At 68.9% G+C, this 16,920-nt stretch carries 16 protein-coding genes; 3 read left to right on the forward strand and 13 right to left on the reverse strand.

Going from position 1 to position 16,920, the window contains the following annotated elements; all coding sequences use genetic code 11:
• Positions 1–27 precede the first annotated feature (27 nt).
• Positions 28–486 carry a transposase family protein gene (locus tag JD77_RS35315; RefSeq protein ID WP_425463586.1) on the forward strand — a complete coding sequence of 153 codons (459 nt, stop codon included), beginning with the start codon at positions 28–30 and terminating at the stop codon, positions 484–486.
• On the opposite strand, the gene JD77_RS00755 is transcribed toward JD77_RS35315, so the two are convergent.
• Genes JD77_RS00755 through JD77_RS00765 form a run of 3 tightly spaced genes read right to left on the reverse strand, consistent with a single transcriptional unit; the run spans position 389 to position 2,515 of the window.
• A complete protein-coding gene (locus tag JD77_RS00755) occupies positions 389–961 on the reverse strand; it encodes a TetR/AcrR family transcriptional regulator (RefSeq protein ID WP_107074648.1) in 573 nt (190 codons plus the stop codon). The two genes, JD77_RS35315 and JD77_RS00755, sit on opposite strands and share 98 nt — an antisense overlap.
• A 29-nt stretch (positions 962–990) precedes the next feature.
• Positions 991–2,313: an amidase gene (locus JD77_RS00760; protein ID WP_145772596.1), complete on the reverse strand. Its 1,323-nt coding sequence runs from the start codon at positions 2,311–2,313 to the stop codon at positions 991–993.
• A complete protein-coding gene (locus JD77_RS00765) occupies positions 2,300–2,515 on the reverse strand; it encodes a hypothetical protein (protein ID WP_145772597.1) in 216 nt (71 codons plus the stop codon). Before JD77_RS00765 ends, JD77_RS00760 begins: the two co-directional genes overlap by 14 nt.
• Positions 2,516–2,608: 93 nt before the next feature.
• On the opposite strand from JD77_RS00765, the gene JD77_RS00770 reads away from it, so the two are divergent.
• Together JD77_RS00770 and JD77_RS00775 are read left to right on the forward strand one after the other, a co-directional pair.
• Entirely contained in the window at positions 2,609–3,850 is a 1,242-nt protein-coding gene (locus JD77_RS00770; RefSeq protein ID WP_145772598.1) for an MFS transporter, read from the forward strand.
• 6 nt (positions 3,851–3,856) lie between these two features.
• Positions 3,857–4,753, forward strand: a complete 897-nt coding sequence (locus JD77_RS00775; protein ID WP_145772599.1) for an MBL fold metallo-hydrolase — start codon at positions 3,857–3,859, stop codon at positions 4,751–4,753.
• 45 nt (positions 4,754–4,798) lie between these two features.
• Here the strand turns inward: JD77_RS00775 and JD77_RS00780 are convergent, their stop codons facing one another.
• The 10 genes from JD77_RS00780 to JD77_RS35010 all read right to left on the reverse strand — a co-directional run bounded on the left by JD77_RS00780 (position 4,799) and on the right by JD77_RS35010 (position 16,912).
• On the reverse strand, positions 4,799–5,503 hold the full coding sequence (locus JD77_RS00780) for a tyrosine-type recombinase/integrase (RefSeq protein WP_246140473.1): 705 nt from the start codon (positions 5,501–5,503) through the stop codon (positions 4,799–4,801).
• A 380-nt stretch (positions 5,504–5,883) separates the two neighbouring features.
• Complete coding sequence (locus tag JD77_RS00785; protein WP_246140474.1) at positions 5,884–7,335, reverse strand: ATP-binding protein; 1,452 nt, start codon at positions 7,333–7,335, stop codon at positions 5,884–5,886.
• Positions 7,336–7,826: 491 nt separating this feature from the next.
• Positions 7,827–9,287, reverse strand: coding sequence for an SDR family oxidoreductase (locus tag JD77_RS00790; protein ID WP_145772600.1), 1,461 nt, complete (start codon positions 9,285–9,287; stop codon positions 7,827–7,829).
• A gap of 630 nt (positions 9,288–9,917) precedes the next feature.
• Positions 9,918–10,658 carry a class I SAM-dependent methyltransferase gene (locus JD77_RS00795; RefSeq protein WP_246141181.1) on the reverse strand — a complete coding sequence of 247 codons (741 nt, stop codon included), beginning with the start codon at positions 10,656–10,658 and terminating at the stop codon, positions 9,918–9,920.
• A 122-nt stretch (positions 10,659–10,780) separates the two neighbouring features.
• Complete coding sequence (locus tag JD77_RS00800; RefSeq protein WP_073838002.1) at positions 10,781–10,984, reverse strand: cold-shock protein; 204 nt, start codon at positions 10,982–10,984, stop codon at positions 10,781–10,783.
• A gap of 189 nt (positions 10,985–11,173) precedes the next feature.
• Positions 11,174–12,598 (reverse strand): DEAD/DEAH box helicase, encoded by a 1,425-nt coding sequence (locus JD77_RS00805; RefSeq protein WP_145772601.1) that lies wholly within the window; start codon positions 12,596–12,598, stop codon positions 11,174–11,176.
• 553 nt (positions 12,599–13,151) lie between these two features.
• The gene (locus tag JD77_RS31735; protein WP_170286336.1) at positions 13,152–13,298 is read right to left on the reverse strand and encodes a hypothetical protein; all 147 of its coding nucleotides are present in this window, start codon (positions 13,296–13,298) and stop codon (positions 13,152–13,154) included.
• Positions 13,299–13,920: 622 nt separating this feature from the next.
• Positions 13,921–14,250: a DUF4193 domain-containing protein gene (locus tag JD77_RS00815; RefSeq protein WP_425463554.1), complete on the reverse strand. Its 330-nt coding sequence runs from the start codon at positions 14,248–14,250 to the stop codon at positions 13,921–13,923.
• 945 nt (positions 14,251–15,195) lie between these two features.
• Entirely contained in the window at positions 15,196–16,575 is a 1,380-nt protein-coding gene (locus JD77_RS00820; protein ID WP_145777359.1) for a hypothetical protein, read from the reverse strand.
• Positions 16,529–16,912, reverse strand: coding sequence for a hypothetical protein (locus JD77_RS35010; protein WP_342799618.1), 384 nt, complete (start codon positions 16,910–16,912; stop codon positions 16,529–16,531). Before JD77_RS35010 ends, JD77_RS00820 begins: the two co-directional genes overlap by 47 nt.
• Positions 16,913–16,920: the final 8 nt, after the last annotated feature.

The following is a 16,920-nucleotide window of genomic DNA, read 5'->3' on the forward strand; positions in this document are numbered from 1 at the left end:
GAGCAGGTGATCGATCAAGGAGAGGTCGTGCAGGTCGCGGCCCGAACGGCGGGGACGCCGGAGGCCTGCCCGCAGTGCGGGCAGCTCAGCGACCGCGTCCACGCCTATCATCAGCGGCAGCTGGCTGATCTCCCGGTCGGCGGGCGGGCAGTGATCGTGCATGCACGGGTTCGCCGGCTGGTCTGCGCGGCGGGGTCCTGTTCGCAGCGGACGTTCCGGGAGCAGGTGCCCGTGCTGGCGCAGCGGTGGGCGCGGCGGACCCGGCAGCTGACGTCGGTCAAGCGGTCTGCGGTGTCGTACGTGTGGATCTCCGTAACGTCGGCCGTGGTCTCGTCGCAGGTGCCGTCCGTGGCCGGGTCGAATCGGGAGCTACCGGTCCAACCTCACTTCACCCCTCTTGACCGCCGGCGTTGGTCGCCCGGTCGATCAGGGTGCGCAGGTGTGCTTCGCCGAGGCCGTCGGGGCGGAACAGGATGCGGTACATGATCGGCGCGACCAGTTGGTCCATGACCGCCTCCAGGGGCGGTGTCGGTTCCTGCCGTTCGGTGGCGCGGGCGAGGATGATGTTGATCTGCTCTGCGGCGTAGGCGGAGCACTGCCCGGCGTTGGTGCCGTCGGGATCGCCGAGCAGTGCGTCCCGGATGTAGGCCTTCCCCGGTGGTGAGGACATCTCGTCGAGGAAGGACTCGGCCCAGGCGGCGAGATCTTCCGTGAAGGAGCCGTGGTCGTCGGGCGCCGCCTCGGGCCGCAGCCGTTCGACGGCCACGTCCGACAGCAGTTCCTGCAGGTCACCCCAGCGCCGGTAGATGGTCGAGGGGGTGACACCGGCCCGAGCGGCGATCATCGGGACGGTCAGGTTGTCGCGGTCGGTCTCGGCCAGCAGGGCGCGCACCGCGTCGTGGACCGACCTCTGGACGCGGGTGCTGCGGCCACCGGGGCGTGCCATGGGCTTGCGGCTCATGGTCACCAGCCTAAGGCAAACGTTTCGCTTTAACCGGTAGCCTCCTCGTGGGCCAGACCGACGCGCAGCAGGACGTCCTCGGTGAAGGGTGCTCCGATCAGCTGCAGGCCAATCGGCAGGGCGTCCTCGTCGAGGCCAACCGGAACGCTCAGAGCCGGAAAACCGGTCAGGTTCGCGGGAGCACAGAGCCGCACGTACGCGTCCGTCACGCTCTCCATCTCCCCGTTCGGCCAGACGATGCTCTCCTGCCCGATCGGAACCGCGGTGATCGGCACGGTCGGAGCGGCGAGGACGTCGACCTCGGTGAACAGCCCTGACCATGCCTCCCGGACCAGGGTGCGGGCACGCTGGCCGCGCAGGTATTCGCCGGCGCCCAGCAGCCCGCCGGCTTCGAGCAGGCCGCGGACGTCCTCGCCGTACAGGTCGGCGGCGGCGCGCAGGGTGTGCTCGTGGTAGGCGCTCGCCTCGGCCAGCATGATCACTGACTGCGCGGGGACGAGGTAGCGCGTCATCGGGATGTCCACGTCGACGAGGGTGGCGCCCAGCGCGGCGAGCTTGTCGACGGCGGCGAGCACCGCCCTCTCGACCTGCGGGTCGAGCCGGTCGAAGTAGTAGTTCCGCGGCACGCCCACGCGAATTCCGCGCAATTCGGTGTGCAGCGCGGCGCGGCGCCCGGTGAGGGCGGAGAGGGCGAGAGCGGCGTCGGCGACCGTACGCGTGATCGGTCCGACGTGGTCCAGGGACCACGACAGTGACGTCACGCCCTGGCGGGGCACGAGGTCGTACGTCGGCTTGAGGCCCACCACGCCGTTGAGGGCGGCCGGGACGCGGATCGAGCCGCCGGTGTCGGTGCCGAGGGCGAAGGTGGCGCTGCCCGCGGCCACGGCTGCCGCGGACCCTCCGCTGGATCCGCCGGCCACCCTGTCGCCGTTGACGGCGTTGCGCGTCTGCGGCGTGATCAGACCGTAGGCGAACTCGTGGGTGTGGGTCTTGCCGAGCATGATCGCCCCAGCGTCGCGCAGGCTCGACACCACCGCGCTGTCCTTCTCGGCGCGGTGGCCGTCGCGCACCCCGGAGCCCGCACCGGTGGGTCTGCCCTCGATGTCGATGAGGTCCTTGATGCCGACCGGGATGCCGGCGAGCGGGCCAGCGTCCCGGCCGGCGGCCAGCGCGCGTTCGGCCGCGCGCGCCGCCTCGCGCGCTCCGTCGGCGTCGATCGCGGAGTACGCGTTGAGCTGGGGCTCCGTGCGCTCGGCGCGCTCCAGCACGGCGTCGACCACCTCGACGGGCGAGAGTTCGCGAGCCTGGATCGCGGCGGCGAGTTCGGTAAGCGACAGGTCAGGCAGCTGCATGATCATCCTTTTGTTGACGCGTGCCGGCCTCGTACACGAAGGCCGGTGGTGTGTCGCCGAAGTCGAGCTCCCGCAGGACGTTGACGACGTCGTGGATGTGGTTGGTCGCCGCCGCGAGCCCGGCGTGCCGGGCTTCCTCGACCAGCAGCCCGGCACGGGCGGCGAGAGCGGCCGCCTCCGGGGGCGTGAGGGGGGTGGTCATGCACATCCTCCACTTAAAGCTAAGGGTTTGCGTTAGGGAACCATACGGGCTACGGTCCACTAACGCAAACGGATAGCTTTAAGTGGAGGTGTCATGCCAGCGGGACTCTTCCCCCGGTACGCGGCGGTGCTCATCGCACTGCTGGCCGCCTCCAGCGCGCCGACCCCGCTCTACCCGCTCTACCAGCAGCAATGGAAACTCTCGGAACTCACGATCAGCGTCGTCTTCGCCGTCTACCCCGTGGGGTTGCTGCTGGCGTTGCTGCTCGCCGGCGCCCAGTCCGACCGCTACGGCCGTAAACCGGTCACCGTGATCGCTCTGATCGTCCAGGCGGTCGCGATGCTGCTGCTGGCTGTTGCCGCCGGGCCTGGCCTGCTGATCGCCGCGCGGGCCGTACAGGGAATCGCCACCGGCGTGGCCATCGGGGCGGCCGGCGCCGCCCTGCTGGACCTCGAAGCCCCCGGTCGCCCGGGACGCGGTGCGCTGGCCAACAGCGTCGCACCTCCCGCAGGGATGGCGCTCGGCGTCGTAGCCGCGACCGTGCTCGTCTACCTCCGCCCTGAGAACACCGTGATGATCTACCTCGCCCTGGCGGTCCTGTTCATCGCCGGGGCAGCGATGCTCCTCACAGGGCCAGAGCCGCGACTTCGACCGCCCGGCTCCATGCGGCCGTCCACCCCCGCCACGGCGACTGCGACGACCGGCGCAACGCACATCAACTCGGCCCCACCGCGCCGTCAGCTCCGGGTGCCCGCGACGGCTCGCCGCGAACTGCGGATCCTGGCCGCGGCGATGGTGGCGGTCTGGGCGCTCGGCGGCTTCTACTCCTCGCTCGGCCCGTCCCTGCTGCTGCACATCGCCCCGGACCTGCCCCTCGCGGCAGGCGGCCTGATCTTCCTCGCTGTGACGGTCACCGCCGTACCGGCTGTGCTGCTCACCAGAGCGGCACCCCGCGCGGCAGTTCGGGTCGGCAGCCTGGCCGTACCCCTCGCCGCGGTACTGACCGTGGCCGCTCTGCACGGCGGCGGACCGCCCGCGCTGCTCGGCGGGGCGGTACTGGCCGGCGCCGCGTTCGGCATGGTCAACCAGGGCAGCGTACGCATCATCACCGCACCGGTCGGCGAGCGCCACCGAGCCGCGGTCGTCGCCGTGTGCTCCATCGTCAACTACCTGGCGATGAGCCTGCCCGCCGTCGCGGTGGGCGCCGTCGCCCGCACGTCCGGTCTCGCCACCGCCACGCACGTCTACGCCGTGGGCACCGTCCTGCTCGGACTCGCCGCCTCGGTGGTGCTCGCCCTGGCTCCCCGTTCGATCCCCAACACCGAAGGACACTGAAGCGCCATGACCGCCACCTGGACCGTAGGCTCCATCACCATCCACCGCATCGACGAACTGCTGCTCGCCCCACAGACCGGGCGGTGGCTGCTGCCGGACGCGACCCCCGACCTGGTCGCCCGGCAGGACTGGCTACGCCCCGACTTCGCCAGCCCCGACGCCGAGCTGCGCCTGCACAGCCACAGCTTCGCCGTCGAGACCGAAGGACTGCGGGTGCTCGTCGACACCGGCATCGGCAACGGCAAGAGCCGCGCCAACCCGGCCTGGCACAACCTCGACACCACCTACCGGGACAACCTGCGTAGCGTCGGCTTCACGCCGGACTCCGTCGACCTGGTCGTGCTGACCCACCTGCACACCGACCACGTCGGCTGGAACACCCACGAGGTCAACGGAACCTGGGTTCCCACCTTCGGCAACGCCCGCCACATCACCTCCCGCGTGGAGCGCGAATTCTGGGCCGGGTACGCAATGGACGCGCCGCGCCGGCAGATGTTCGAGGACTCGGTGCTCCCGGTGGAACAGGCCGGTCTGCTCGAGCCCGTCGAGGTCCCCGGCGACGGGATCGAGATCGCCCCGGGGCTGCGGCTGCTACCCACCCCCGGCCACACCCCCGGCCACATCTCCGTCCACCTCAGCAGTGCGGGAGAGACAGCACTGATCTCGGGCGACGCCCTCCACCACCCCGTCCAGTTGGCCCATCCCTCGCTGAGCTCCTGCGTCGACATCGACGCAACCCAGGCCGAGGCCACCCGCCGACGGCTGCTCGCCTCACTCGCCGGCACCGGCACCCTTCTACTGGGCAGCCACTTCCCCGCTCCGACCGGCGGACACGTGCTGCCTGAGGGCGACGCCTACCGCCTCGGGCATCAGGCGAAGGCGGCAGTCCCGGCATCGAGTTGATCCACCGGCTGATCGGGCTCGGCTGTGCGTGCAGGACATTCGCGGCTACCGACGCGGCGACGCCGAGGGCGAGGGTGCGCGCACCGTCGCCTCGGCGTCGGGGCACTCCATGAGAACGGCTCGGCGGCGTGCGGCCGGGCCGATTGCCCGGGAACTGGCTCGATTCACGCGGCAGCTGACGTGCAGCCTTGCGAGGCAACGAGGAGGTTGCCGACTTCGGACAGCCGAGCACCGGGTGTTGCAGTACAGCCGGATCAACGCCTCGTCGCGCAGATTGGCGAAGCCCTTGCCCTTGCACGCGTCGAGGAGCTTGCCGGTGTCCTCGTCGCACACTACCGGGATCAGCTTCCGGGGCGTCTTCGGCTGCCGCACCCGCTCCATCGGCGACCGGTCGATGGCCTGCTCGTCAACGAGCAGCCACTTGAAGAACTGCTGCAACCCCTTGTGCTTGTTCAACGCCGTCGACGCGGACCTGGTGTCGATCATCCACGCCTGGAACGCCTCCACGTGCGCCCGCGTCACCGGACACGGGTCGTCGGCCGCGTCCTCGGCATCCGGGTCCGGCGAGTGCTCCCCCAGATAGCGGCCAAGTTGCGCGGCGGCGAGCAAGTAGTTGTAGCGGGTGGTCTGCGGGTAGTTCCCGGCCCGCAGCGACCGGTCCCAGTCCCGAAGGAACCCGGCCCAGGTCCGGGACAGTCCCGAGGAGCCCCCCGACGGTGAGCTTCTGAAGATCCAGTAGTGACCTGACAACCTGCCCGAGTCAAGGAGTCCAACAGCGGCGTGCTAGACCGGGCATCCATGCCAAGCAATAAAAGTAGGGCTCCTGCAAGTCGCTGACCTGCGGAAACCATTTCACTGTCGGGACGGCCGGATTCGAACCGACGACCCCTGACCAGAAGTAGTCCGGTGGCCCAGCGGCATGCTCACGCACGTTTGCCCAGGTCGCCTCAAGCATAATCCGGCCGAGTAAAGGGGTCGTCGACCACGTCACCCGCCGTGCTGTGCGGCGGTCTGAACCCGCCGGCGTGAGCAGTCAGCTTCTCCGCCGCATCTGGCCCACCCGCACGAGAACCGTCGCATCGCGCGGAAGCGGCTCAACCCGGAGCAGATCGCGTAGGCGGCCTGTGCGGTTACCCCCGCCAGGCCGACAAGATCTCCGAAGGACCCCACACCACATCCGCTTTCGTCGGGTCGACCTGTGGCGACACGCCGCTGAGGGAGACGATCACGAGCCCGCAACGGCTGTGGTCGAAGCCGGGCACCTGTGCCGCGCCCGCCGCCAGTTCGGCAAGGTCGCGCGCGTCGAAAGGACTGCTGAGCCACTTAATCGAACCCGCGAAGTAGACGGTCTGAGCCACCGGCGCCCGGTCCGCGCCAATGATGTCGATCTCCGGGTTGAACTGGCGGTTCCACCAACCCCCAACCGCCTGCACGTCTGACCAGGGCAGGCTTCCGGCGATCGCGGCGAGTTCCAGGGACTCTCGGATAAGCGGTTCGACGGCGCGGCCACGCCATCCCTTCCAGCGCCGCTGGACGAGTTTGAATGCTGCCTCCGGGCGGCCTCGACGGGCCTGTTCCTGCGCGCCACGGAGAATCGCCAGGTACAGGCGTAAGTTGCTGTCGGCGACTCGATACAACGCCGGTCTGCTCGGCTTCGTCGACAGCGGCTCGTCGACGGCCAGCACCCTCTTTTCCTCCACCAGCCGGCGCAGGAGAGGGGAGAGCAGACCGGACGCGAGCGGAGATTGGGCACCGCCTGCCGTCGAGGCGATGTTGGCATAGGCCCGATCGCCGCCACCGATTGCCTCAAGGACGCGGCGTGCCTGGTCCGGCGCGGGGAACTCGGCCAGCAGCGCCGCTTCCGGGATGCTGAAGACGACCGAGGCCGGATCGGCGCACTCCTCCTCGAGGAAGGCCAGCGGCGGCTTGGCCGGTGGCCAGGCCCTAATGATCCCCGGGAGACCTCCGCAGATCAGATGCGCATCAATTGCATCTGCCCCGCTGAGATCCAGCGCGCGCGCCGTCTCCGCCGGGCTCAGCGGCCCGAGCACGAGCGCGTCGGCGCGGCCGAAAAACGGCCGGTCGTATGCGGTCAGCCGCTCCATCATGTGGACGTCGCTGCCTAGGAGCAGAAGGAGTACGGGCTTGGTGGACAGTAGCCGGTCCCAAGCCGTCTGCAACGCGCCGTCGAAGAGCGCATCCTGCTCGGCAAGCCATGGAACCTCGTCGATAACGACCACGGATGGGACGTCCGGGAGGACAGAGGCTAGCGACCGGAAGGCGTCTGGCCAACCTCCGGCGGATATCGGCACCAAATCCGGGTTCGTCGGCAGCGGTGAATCACGCAACTCGGCCAGGAAGGTGGAGATCGCCTCGGTAGAGGACGCGCCCTTGGTTGCGGCGTAGAAGAGGTAAGGCACCTCAGCGCGGTTGCAGAACTCCTGGACGAGCCGCGATTTGCCCACCTGGCGCCGGCCCCGGATGGTGACCGCCAGTCCGGCACTCCCTGTTCGGAGCCGGTCCAGCCGCTTCTGCAACAAGGCAAGTTCGGCCGTTCGACCGACGAAGATTCCCGGCATCATGTAATCCCAGTCTACGTAGATGCTTTCTACGTAGACTCACTCTACCAAGCTTCTGTTGCCTGCCTCGTAGGAACCACGCCCCGGCGTCGCAAGGGTGGCGGGTAGTTGCCGGCGCGATTCCGCTCCAACCCCGCCTACACCTTCGGCACCGTCGTACGGCGGGCCGGCGAGAAACGCCGCCGCCGATGACCCGATCGACCTGACCTACATCCTCGCCAAAGCCGGCGGGGCCCCCACCGGCTGGCAAACGTGAAGTGGTCGGGGCCGCCCGTGCCGGCCCTCGCCGAACGGCGACAGACGCGGCTGGCCGACCGGGGCCGAGGCTGACCGACGGCTCAGGCCATCGGTTGGCCCGGAACCACCCTGACGATTGCACCGATCCCGTCCAGCGCCCTGTGGATAACCTTCTACTGGACCTGTCGTGGACGGGGCGACGGTGCTGACCGTGCCGGCCTGAGCCTGGGCGGCCGACGGCGGGGTGGGCGGGCCGATCACCAGGCGCAGGGCGCGTAGTCCTTGAGGAAGCAGCCGTACAAGTCTTCGCCCTGTTCGCCGCGGACGATCGGGTCGTAAACGCGGGCCGCGCCGTCGACTAGGTCCAGCGGGGCGTGGAAGCCGGCGTCCGCCAGCCGCATCTTCGTCGGGTGGGGCCGCTCGTCGGTGATCCAGCCAGTGTCGACGCTGGTCATGAGGATGCCGTCGGCCAGCATCTCCTGTGCGCTGGTCCGGGTCAGCATGTTCAGCGCGGCCTTGGCCATGTTGGTGTGCGGGTGCCCTGGCCCCTTGTAACCGCGGGCGAACTGGCCCTCCATCGCCGACACGTTCACCACGTACTTGCGGCGGGCGGTCGCTGCGGCCATCGCCGGTCGTAGCCGGCTGACCAGCACGAACGGCGCGGTCACGTTGCACAACTGCACTTCAAGCAGCTCGACCGGGTCCACCTCGTGCACCCGCTGCACCCAACTGTTGACCGGGTCAAGGTCCGGCACCAGACCGCCGGCGTCGATGGCGCTGGCTGCCGCGATCCGTTCCGGCGAGGCGGAGCCGCTGGTCAACGCCAGCGCGGTGAGCGCGTGCGGGGAGATCGCGGGCGACTTCGGTGAGCCGATCAGGCTGCCCGCAGGGTTGCCCCGGCCGGCCGGTTTGGCGAACGTGATCATCTCCGGCAGCGGGCCGTCCGGCAGGGCCGCCACCTCGCTGGCGACGAGTTGCGCGTACGCCCCGGGCGTGCGGCGGACGGTCTGCGCCGCGTTGTTGATCAGGATGTCGAGTGGTCCCTGGCCGCTGACCGAGTCAGCGAGGGCGATCACCTGGGCGGGGTCGCGTAGGTCGATCCCGACGATCCGCAGGCGGTGGAGCCAGTCCGCGCTGTCGGGCATCGCGGCGAATCGGCGGGCCGCGTCGTGGGGAAACCGTGTGGTGACCGTGGTGTGCGCGCCGTCGCGCAGCAGCCGCAGCGCGATGTACATGCCGATCTTCGCCCGGCCGCCGGTGAGCAGCGCGCGCCGGCCGGTCAGGTCGGTGCGGGCGTTCCGGCGCTCCCGGTTGAGCGCGGCGCAGGGCGGGCAGAGTTGGTGGTAGAAGGCGTCCACCTCGCGGTAGCGCTGCTTGCAGACGTAGCAGCCGCGCGGATTGTGCAGGAAGCCGGCCGTGGCACCCACGGTGGGGGAGGCGAGCGGGTTGCCCTGGGTCTCGTCGTCGATCCGGCCCGGGGCGCCGGTGGCGGTGGCCGCCGTCACCGCGCGGTCGGCCGCCGCGATGGCATCCCGCTGTTCCTTGCGTCGCCGCTGCTTGATCACCTTGTAGAGCTTCGCTGTGGCCCGCTGCACCCGCACCACGTCGGGGTGATCGGGAGGAAGGTCCTCCAACGCCTCAAAGACGCTGAGACAGGTCTCCAGCCGGGTCGGATCAATGCCGTATTGACCGGTTTCCGTAATATTGTCCGCCGTCATGCCGTCGCTGTCTCGTCCCGTTCCCTGAGCCGGATCTACCCGGCTCACCCCAAGTCCGACCCGGAACTGTACGCACCGCACGGCCTCCGACGCATCCCGCGCCGTTGCATCAGCCCGAAGACCGTCGGGGCCAACCTCGCCCGGGTCTATATTTCCAGGTCAGAAACCGTAGCCGGAACGCCGGTAACGGACTTCTTGCCGTTTGCCCCGTCAGACCGTGGTGCGTCACCCGACCAGCCATCGGCACCCTGATGACTCGGATGGGCAGTGGATTCTACTTGATCAAGTGCGAGCGAACCGCGATGGGGTTGGAGCCGAAAAGCACTCCGCCAGGGCGGCCGACGAACAGGCGGCTGCCCGGCAGGTCGAGCCCCAACAGGGGCCGAAGGCGATGCTCTCACAGTTGGAACACGACGCAGGCGGGACCTCGTAGCGCCGGGTCAGGCCGGGCTCGGCGGTAACAATTCTCCGTCGAGTGGTGGCGGTTTTCTATGAATGTTCACGACCTCGCCGGCCGGCCCCTGCGGGTCGAACAGGTCGAGGCCATCGCTCTCTGACCGGTTGCCGTAGACCGTCTCAGATACGGCGCTCGCCCGCACGGCGCCAGTGGCGCTGGCAGTAGCTTCCGGCTCACTCACGGGTACGGCAGTGATGGGATTCACGCCGCAGCGGTGTGGCCGGGCCCCGCCGGTCGTCCACCTTGTCGCGTCGTGGCTTGAGCACGCTCGTCAGGTGAAGCTGCGCGTCTTCCGGAGCGCCGCTTATCGGCATCTCGTACGTCGCCACCCGCTCCAGCCAGTCATGGGGAACGTGGCCCCGGTCCGGATCGCCAACAAGGACCCGAGCGCCCTTCGCGACGACGCGGGCGAGGAACGGCAGCATCCGGGCCGCCACAGACGGGTGGTAGAGCGCGTCACCGGCCAACACCACATCCATGCCGTCAACGTCGCCGTCAAGCAGGTCTCTCGACGACAGGGTCAACTCGACGCCGTTGGCGTGGGCGTTGGCGTTGATTGCCGCGATCGAGTAGGGGTCGATGTCGTTGGCGGTGACTCCGGCGGCGCCGGCTATCGCTGCGGCGATAGCGACCAGCCCGGAGCCGGATGCGACGTCGAGGACATGGCAACCGGCCACGGTGTCCGGGTGATCGAGGATGTAACGCGCGAGAGCCTGTCCGCCGGTCCAGGCCGACGCCCAGAACGGCGGCGGGAGGACGTGGCCCGCTTCGGCTTCGAGTCGGGCCCAGAGGACGATCGCGTCCTCGGCCATGACCAGTCGCACCTCTGGCACCAGCGGCACCGGGGCCAGCCGGAGCCGGTCGATGCTGGCGGTCCCGGCCGCGCACTCGGGGGCGGACAGCGCTTGCAACACCAGCGGTTTGAGGCCGGGAAGGAGCGTGGTGTCGGAGCGGACCGGCGTTCGCCGGTCCGTGATCTCAGCCACCGCCGTGGCGGCGGGCGAGGCCTCGTCGCCACGGCTTGGCGGAGTCAACGTCAGACCAGACGGATGTTGGCGGCCTGAAGCCCCTTCTGGCCCTGCTCGACGTCAAACTCGACCCGCTGGTTCTCTTCCAGGCTGCGGAACCCGCTCGATGAGATGGCGGAGAAGTGGGCGAAGACGTCAGCGCCGCCACCATCCTGCGCGATGAAGCCGAAGCCCTTGTCCGCGTTGAACCACTTGACTGTGCCGAATGCCATGTCTTCTCCTTTGGGTAGCGCCACGTACGGACCCTCGGTTGCCGCCGCTGCTGGTCCGGAAGAACCGGCAGGACAGAAGGCGCCTGGCGGGTTAGATACCCACCAGGCGCTGGCAAAGTATGCGACAAACCGAAGGTTGCAACCCGGTGAGGCTAGCACGGGCGCGCCACGCGCGCGGTGTATTCGCTGTCAGCGCTGACCGCGCCGGCTACCAACCCGCGTGCCGGAAGAGAACGCCGCCGCGCCCCGTGTGGCGGACGTGGTTTCCGCGGCACTCGCCCGACGACCTTCCGAGCCTCTCCCGCGCGTTGCGCTGGCGGTCGATCCGCCCGTCGCCGTGCGGGGATCCTGCCGCGTGGCGCTGTGGCCTGGTCTGTGATGCGGCGCCGTCGTCGCTACGGGAGGCGTCACGAAGCGGCGCTCGCCCGGGGCGAGTTCGGTGAGCAGCGAGTCACCGGGCCCGAGCTGGGTGATGGTCGGGTTGATGCCGGCCTGGCGGGTGAGGTCGCGCACGTCGGTGACCTGGTCGTCGGTCATCAGGGTGACGACGGTGCCGCTCGCTCCGGCACGCGCGGTCCGCCCCGAGCGGTGCAGGTATGCCTTGTGCTCGGCGGGCGGGTCGGCGTGGATCACGAGAGCTACGTCGTCGACGTGGATTCCGCGCGCCGCGATGTCGGTCGCGACGAGCGTGCGGGCGTCGCCGGCGGAGAACGCCGCCAGATTACGTGTGCGGGCGTTTTGCGCCAGGTTGCCGTGCAGCTCCACGGCGGGCACGCCCGAGGCGACCAGTTGGCTGGTCAGCTTCTTGGCGCCCCGCTTGGTGCGGGTGAATACGAGCGTGCGCCCCGGGGCTGCCGTCAGGTCGATCAGGACGGGGAGCCGGTCATCGTGACGCACCCGGAGCACGTGGTGGGTCATCGCGGCGACCGGGGACATCGCCGAGTCGACGCTGTGGGTGACTGGGTTGGAGAGGTACCGCCGCACGAGAACGTCGACGCCCGCGTCGAGCGTCGCCGAGAACAGCAGCCGCTGGGAGCGGGGCGGTGTCTTGTCGAGGAGTCGCCGTACGACCGGCAGGAAGCCCAGGTCGGCCATGTGGTCCGCCTCGTCGAGCACCGTGACCTCGACGGCGTCGAGGATCGCGTGGCCGGTCGACACGTGGTCGGCGAGCCGGCCGGGACAGGCGATGAGGATATCGACCCCGGCACGCAGTGCACTGACCTGTGGCCGCGCGCTCACCCCACCGAAGATCGTCAGGGTCTGCAGCGACAGCCCGATGGCCAGCGGTGCGATCGTCGCTTCGATCTGGGTCGCCAGCTCGCGGGTGGGCGCCAGGATGAGTGAGCGCGGGCGGCCGGGCAGCCGCGGAGACGTGGCGGCCGAGAGCCGGGCGAGGACCGGGAGAGCGAAGGCGTATGTCTTGCCCGATCCCGTCCTGCCACGACCCAGCACGTCGCGTCCGGCGAGTGAATCCGGGAGCGTCGCGGCCTGGATCGGGAATGGCGCGCCGATGCCCGCCTGCTCGAGCGCGGCGACCAGGCGGCCGGGCACGCCGAGGTCGGCGAAGGAGGTGGGTGTGACAAGGGGTGTCTTGCTGGGGCGGCGTGCCACCATGGGAGTCTCCGAACGTGGAAGGGGCCGCCCTGCACGGCGCTGACCGATTGGTCGCGGCGCGTGGCGGTCGACATCAGAGGCAGGCCGTGGTCGGAACCGGCGGACTGGTTGATCAATCTACCCGCACCCGGGCCCAGGCCGTACACGATGGCTTTTTGGGTTAAGGTTCGACGGGCCGAGCGAAACGGATCCACGCCCGCCGGCGAGCGGCCGGATCCGCCCCGCTCATTTTCCGCACCCGGCTTGCATGTGCGAGCGGGTGGGTCGCGCGTTGGCGCGCAAACATTGGAGCAGATCTTGACTGATGTAACCGCGCATGACCCGAATTTGTTCCGTGAAGCACCGGGAGCAGATGCGGCTTTCGACCACACACCTGCCGTCGACGTAAGTTCGGCTGCGATGACCCGCCTGCGCACCCCGTTCCGTGTCGAGCGTGACGCCGACCGGAAGCCGACGGCTCGTTAGGCATCACGACGCAACGGAGCCCAGTCGGTAGGGCTACCACGCGTGTCGGTTCGACGCGTCGCAGGTACCGACATCCTGTGCAGGTGGATCAGCACGTCTCCACGACTGGACCACCAGATCGGGCGGTGGCGGTGGACCGCCGCTCGGCCTTGCCCGCGTACGTTGTCGCGTCGGCCATCCCGGTCAACGTGTCCCCGTCGAGGGTGTTGCCGCGATCCGCGACCGCCGCACCCATCGGGACGCGGGTCGGGGTGGGCGCCGCAGTGCAACAGCGCACGGTGTAGGCGCCGCTCGTCTCGGCACCGGTGATGAGAGTCGGACAGCTTATGACATGACCAGCTTGGGGCTTGACTGGATGGCTGGGAGGTACGTGCGCCGAGGCGGTCGAACGTGGTCGCTGTCGGCGCGCTGTTGTATCGCTTCGATCGGTCCGTGGATGCGCTCGCCGGACATCCGCTCAGAAAGACATACGCGGCGCTGCGACGGCGGCGCTCCGCGGATGCGTCCCGTGCCGGCCCGGTCAGGTCTCCTGACTCTCGTCCACAATCCGTGGTTTCCCGACTACGGCGGCCGCCTTCCCAAGATCATTACCGTTCGTCTTTCTGCAGGTGGTGCTATACGGCCAGCAGGTGAGAATCGAACGCCATTGGTGGAACGGGGACCGGAGTCCGCGGGGGCGTCGCGACGTCTACATCCGCACCGACGGCCAGCGATGGGAAGTAGAGGCGCAGACCGGCGGCATCACAGGCCGATCGAAGCTACACCCCTGTCCGAGTCGGGCGTCGGCAAAGATCCTCGCCGACGCGTGGCTGGGTGGTCGTCCGGAGTGGCGAGAAATGGTGCCCTGACAGTGGAGGTCAGGAGCACTCCTGGCAGACCTCCCGGCCGTCGGGCTGCGCGGCGAACTGACTGCGGTGGTGCACCAGAAAGCAGCGCGCGCATCGAAACTCGTCCGGCTGCATCGGCACGACAGCTACGGTCAGTTCCTCGCCGGACAGGTCCGCGCCGGGCAACTCGAAGTTCTCGGCAGCCTCGGCCTCGTCGAGGTCGACTCTCGCTGACTGTGACGCCGCGCCGCGCGCCTTGAGTTCCTCCAGGCTGTCGTCTTCAACCTCAACAGCGGGTCGGCGCGGTGCGTCGTAATCGACGGGCTTGCTCATTGTGATGGCCTCTCCGGCTTGGTTCATGGATGTCACGACGGTAGACCGCGGGGGTCACGTCGTGGCGCTCAAGAGAGCGGTGGAAGGGTAGCGCTCACCCTTGGATGCGAGGGGCACCATCGGCAGTGATCGCCCAGGTGGAGAATAGCTCCGCACTCCCCGGCCATGGCCGGTCCTGAATGGCACTGCGAGACGATGTCCAGGACCGGTCGTTGCCGTCTGTCGCCCTCGCGAAGAGGTAGTCCGTGACCGCGACGCGAAGTGCACGCCCACGTTCTTTGCCTCTGAAGGCATCGACATCCTGCATACCCCGCCGCAAGCGCCGAGGCCAATGCGTACGCGGAGAGACGGGTGCGCACGGTACGGCGCGAGTGCCTCAACGGGATCACCCCCCGCACTCGCTGACGACCCTGGCCGAATACGTCACGCACTACAACGAGCACCGACCGCATCAGGCCCGATATCAAAGCATCCGCTTGGCGCAAACCGCGATGATCATCCTTTCGGGGTTGACTGAGGCCGTCGAAGTTCGGAGACCCCTGCTGCTCGCGCGCTGCGTCCCCGCCACCATCGCCGCAGACACCCGGAGCCGTATGCCGACGAAGGTTCCACCAACGGATCAGCCACTTCGGCGGTTACCCCACTGGCGCGGGCTCTGGACCGAGCCCCGACCATCGAGGCGCTGACCCTTTCCATACGGATGAGGCGAGGCGACCTTGCCCTTCCCGCGTCGGGTGGCCCGATTTGCGTAAACGGCAGGCTCGTCGGTCTCGGTCTCGGTCTCGGCCGTGGTTGGCGTGTCGGCGTCGTCGGCGTGGGCGTCTTGAACGGGCTCAGGCTCCGGCATCGGTATCTCCCTGGATTCGTGGGGCTTCCTGCGGACGATCGCCAGCCGGCGGACGCAGACTGCTCCGGAAGCTCGGCGAACTGCGTGACGCCGGGATCTTAACCGAGGAGGAGCTCACGGCTGAGCTAATAGTACGTGTGGATGTCGGCGACGGTGAGGTCGTGCATCCGCTTGTCGCCGGTGTAGTTGCGTACCTCGACGACGGTGAGCTGGTGTCCGGGGCCGCCGCCGCCCATTCCGGCGCCGGTGCCGTCGCCTTCCAGGCGCTTGTCGTCGTGCACCCGCAGCCGGTGCCCCACCGCGAGCTTGCCGGCGTCGACCCATCTGCCGTCGGTGGCGTCCCAGAACGGGTGGTGCTGGGTCGTCTTCAACACGGTCGTCTTGCCGGTCTCGCCATCGCGGACGGTGAGCCCGTCCGTCCACTCCGACTGGTAGCCGAGATGGCCGACCATCCCACTGGTGGTCAGCACACTGCCCAGCGGGTCATAGGTCGTCGACCCGGACAGCGCCGTCCCGGTGGCGGAGAACTGCCCCACCACGTCCCAGTGCTGGTCGGTCCAGGCGTATCGGGAACCGGCACCGGCGCCGGACCCCACACCGAACAACTCCCCCGCCGGCCCACGCGTGTAGGTCGCGGTGCCGTCGCTGGCCCGGTGGTTACCCAGACCGGTGTACGTGAAGCCCGGCTTGATCGCCCGGCCCAGCGCGTCATAGTCGTAGCTGGTGGTGACGCCCCCGGCAGCCTGCTGGGACCGCACCTGTCCGAACGCGTCGGTCAGGGTGTCGTACGCGGCCGACCCCGACATGGTGCGCTTCAACGTGCCACGCGCGGTGTAGAGGTACGACGAGCCGTCGTTCTGCGTCAGCAGCTGGTTGCGGGCGTCGTAGGTGAACGTCTTCGACCCGTTCTGGGTGCGGTTGCCGGAGGCGTCATACGCGTACGTGGTCGACGTCGTCCCGTTGCTCCACGAGGTCAACCGGTCAGCCAGGTCATAGGTGTACGTGTTCGACGCGGACCCGGCGAACCCTGTGGTCACCTTCGACGTCTCATTGCCGTTGGCGTCGTACCCGTAGGTGATCGAGCCGAGAGTGACGGTCCCGGCGGCGTTCTTCAGGGTGTCGGTCTTCAGGCGGTGCAGGTCGTCGTAGGTCAGGGTACGGACGTTGTTGTTGGTGCCGTAGGTGATCGTCGCCGGCTGGGAGAGCTTGTTGTAGGCCAGGGTGACGTTGATCGACGTCGTCGGGTTGGACGCGGTGCGCAACCGGCCGACGTTGTCGTAGGTGTAGCTGGTCCTCCCGGCGACGTCGGTTCGCGACGCTAGCTTTCCGTCCCGGTTGTACGAGAACGAGGTGTTGTCGGCCGGCCCGGTGATGGTGAGCGGCAGGCCACGATCGTCGTAGGAGATCGTGTTGGTGCCCGCCGGGACGGACAGGGGCAGCTGTCCAACCTGTGGACGGTCAGCCGCCGTCGACGGTGGTGATGCGGGTGAATTCGCGCAGGAGATCGACCCCGTCCCAAACGGTGGAGCACTCCAGCGCCCGGCCGACCGGCACCAGGCGGTCCGGCGCCCGGTCGGCGCAACGCCGGACGAAGTCGCTCAACTGCCGACGGCTGAAGCCAAAGTGCGTCACCGTCTGGTCTCCCCGACGCAGCATCGGCGTTAGTTCGGCAAGGTCGCCGACCTCCGCCCAGACGAAGGTGCCCGTGCCCAGCCACCGCCGGGGCGGCGTGGCGGAGACATCCAGATCGACGTGAGCCACTTCATTGCGGCGCAGGGATACCCGGGTGGCCAGGCCATCCGCGGCGAGTTCACAAACCGATGTCAGTTTCTCGATCGCCATGGCGGTAT

Source organism: Micromonospora olivasterospora (genome assembly GCF_007830265.1).
Classification (GTDB): Bacteria; Actinomycetota; Actinomycetes; order Mycobacteriales; family Micromonosporaceae; genus Micromonospora; species Micromonospora olivasterospora.

Coding starts and splice junctions, on each gene's coding strand:
- JD77_RS00755 (WP_107074648.1), bottom strand. CDS start 961: ATGAGCCGCAAGCCCATGGCACGCCCCGGTGGCCGCAGCACCCGCGTC.
- JD77_RS00760 (WP_145772596.1), bottom strand. CDS start 2,313: ATGCAGCTGCCTGACCTGTCGCTTACCGAACTCGCCGCCGCGATCCAG.
- JD77_RS00765 (WP_145772597.1), bottom strand. CDS start 2,515: ATGACCACCCCCCTCACGCCCCCGGAGGCGGCCGCTCTCGCCGCCCGT.
- JD77_RS00770 (WP_145772598.1), top strand. CDS start 2,609: ATGCCAGCGGGACTCTTCCCCCGGTACGCGGCGGTGCTCATCGCACTG.
- JD77_RS00775 (WP_145772599.1), top strand. CDS start 3,857: ATGACCGCCACCTGGACCGTAGGCTCCATCACCATCCACCGCATCGAC.
- JD77_RS00785 (WP_246140474.1), bottom strand. CDS start 7,335: ATGATGCCGGGAATCTTCGTCGGTCGAACGGCCGAACTTGCCTTGTTG.
- JD77_RS00790 (WP_145772600.1), bottom strand. CDS start 9,287: ATGACGGCGGACAATATTACGGAAACCGGTCAATACGGCATTGATCCG.
- JD77_RS00800 (WP_073838002.1), bottom strand. CDS start 10,984: ATGGCATTCGGCACAGTCAAGTGGTTCAACGCGGACAAGGGCTTCGGC.
- JD77_RS00805 (WP_145772601.1), bottom strand. CDS start 12,598: ATGGTGGCACGCCGCCCCAGCAAGACACCCCTTGTCACACCCACCTCC.
- JD77_RS31735 (WP_170286336.1), bottom strand. CDS start 13,298: ATGGGTGCGGCGGTCGCGGATCGCGGCAACACCCTCGACGGGGACACG.
- JD77_RS00815 (WP_425463554.1), bottom strand. CDS start 14,250: ATGAACCAAGCCGGAGAGGCCATCACAATGAGCAAGCCCGTCGATTAC.
- JD77_RS35010 (WP_342799618.1), bottom strand. CDS start 16,912: ATGGCGATCGAGAAACTGACATCGGTTTGTGAACTCGCCGCGGATGGC.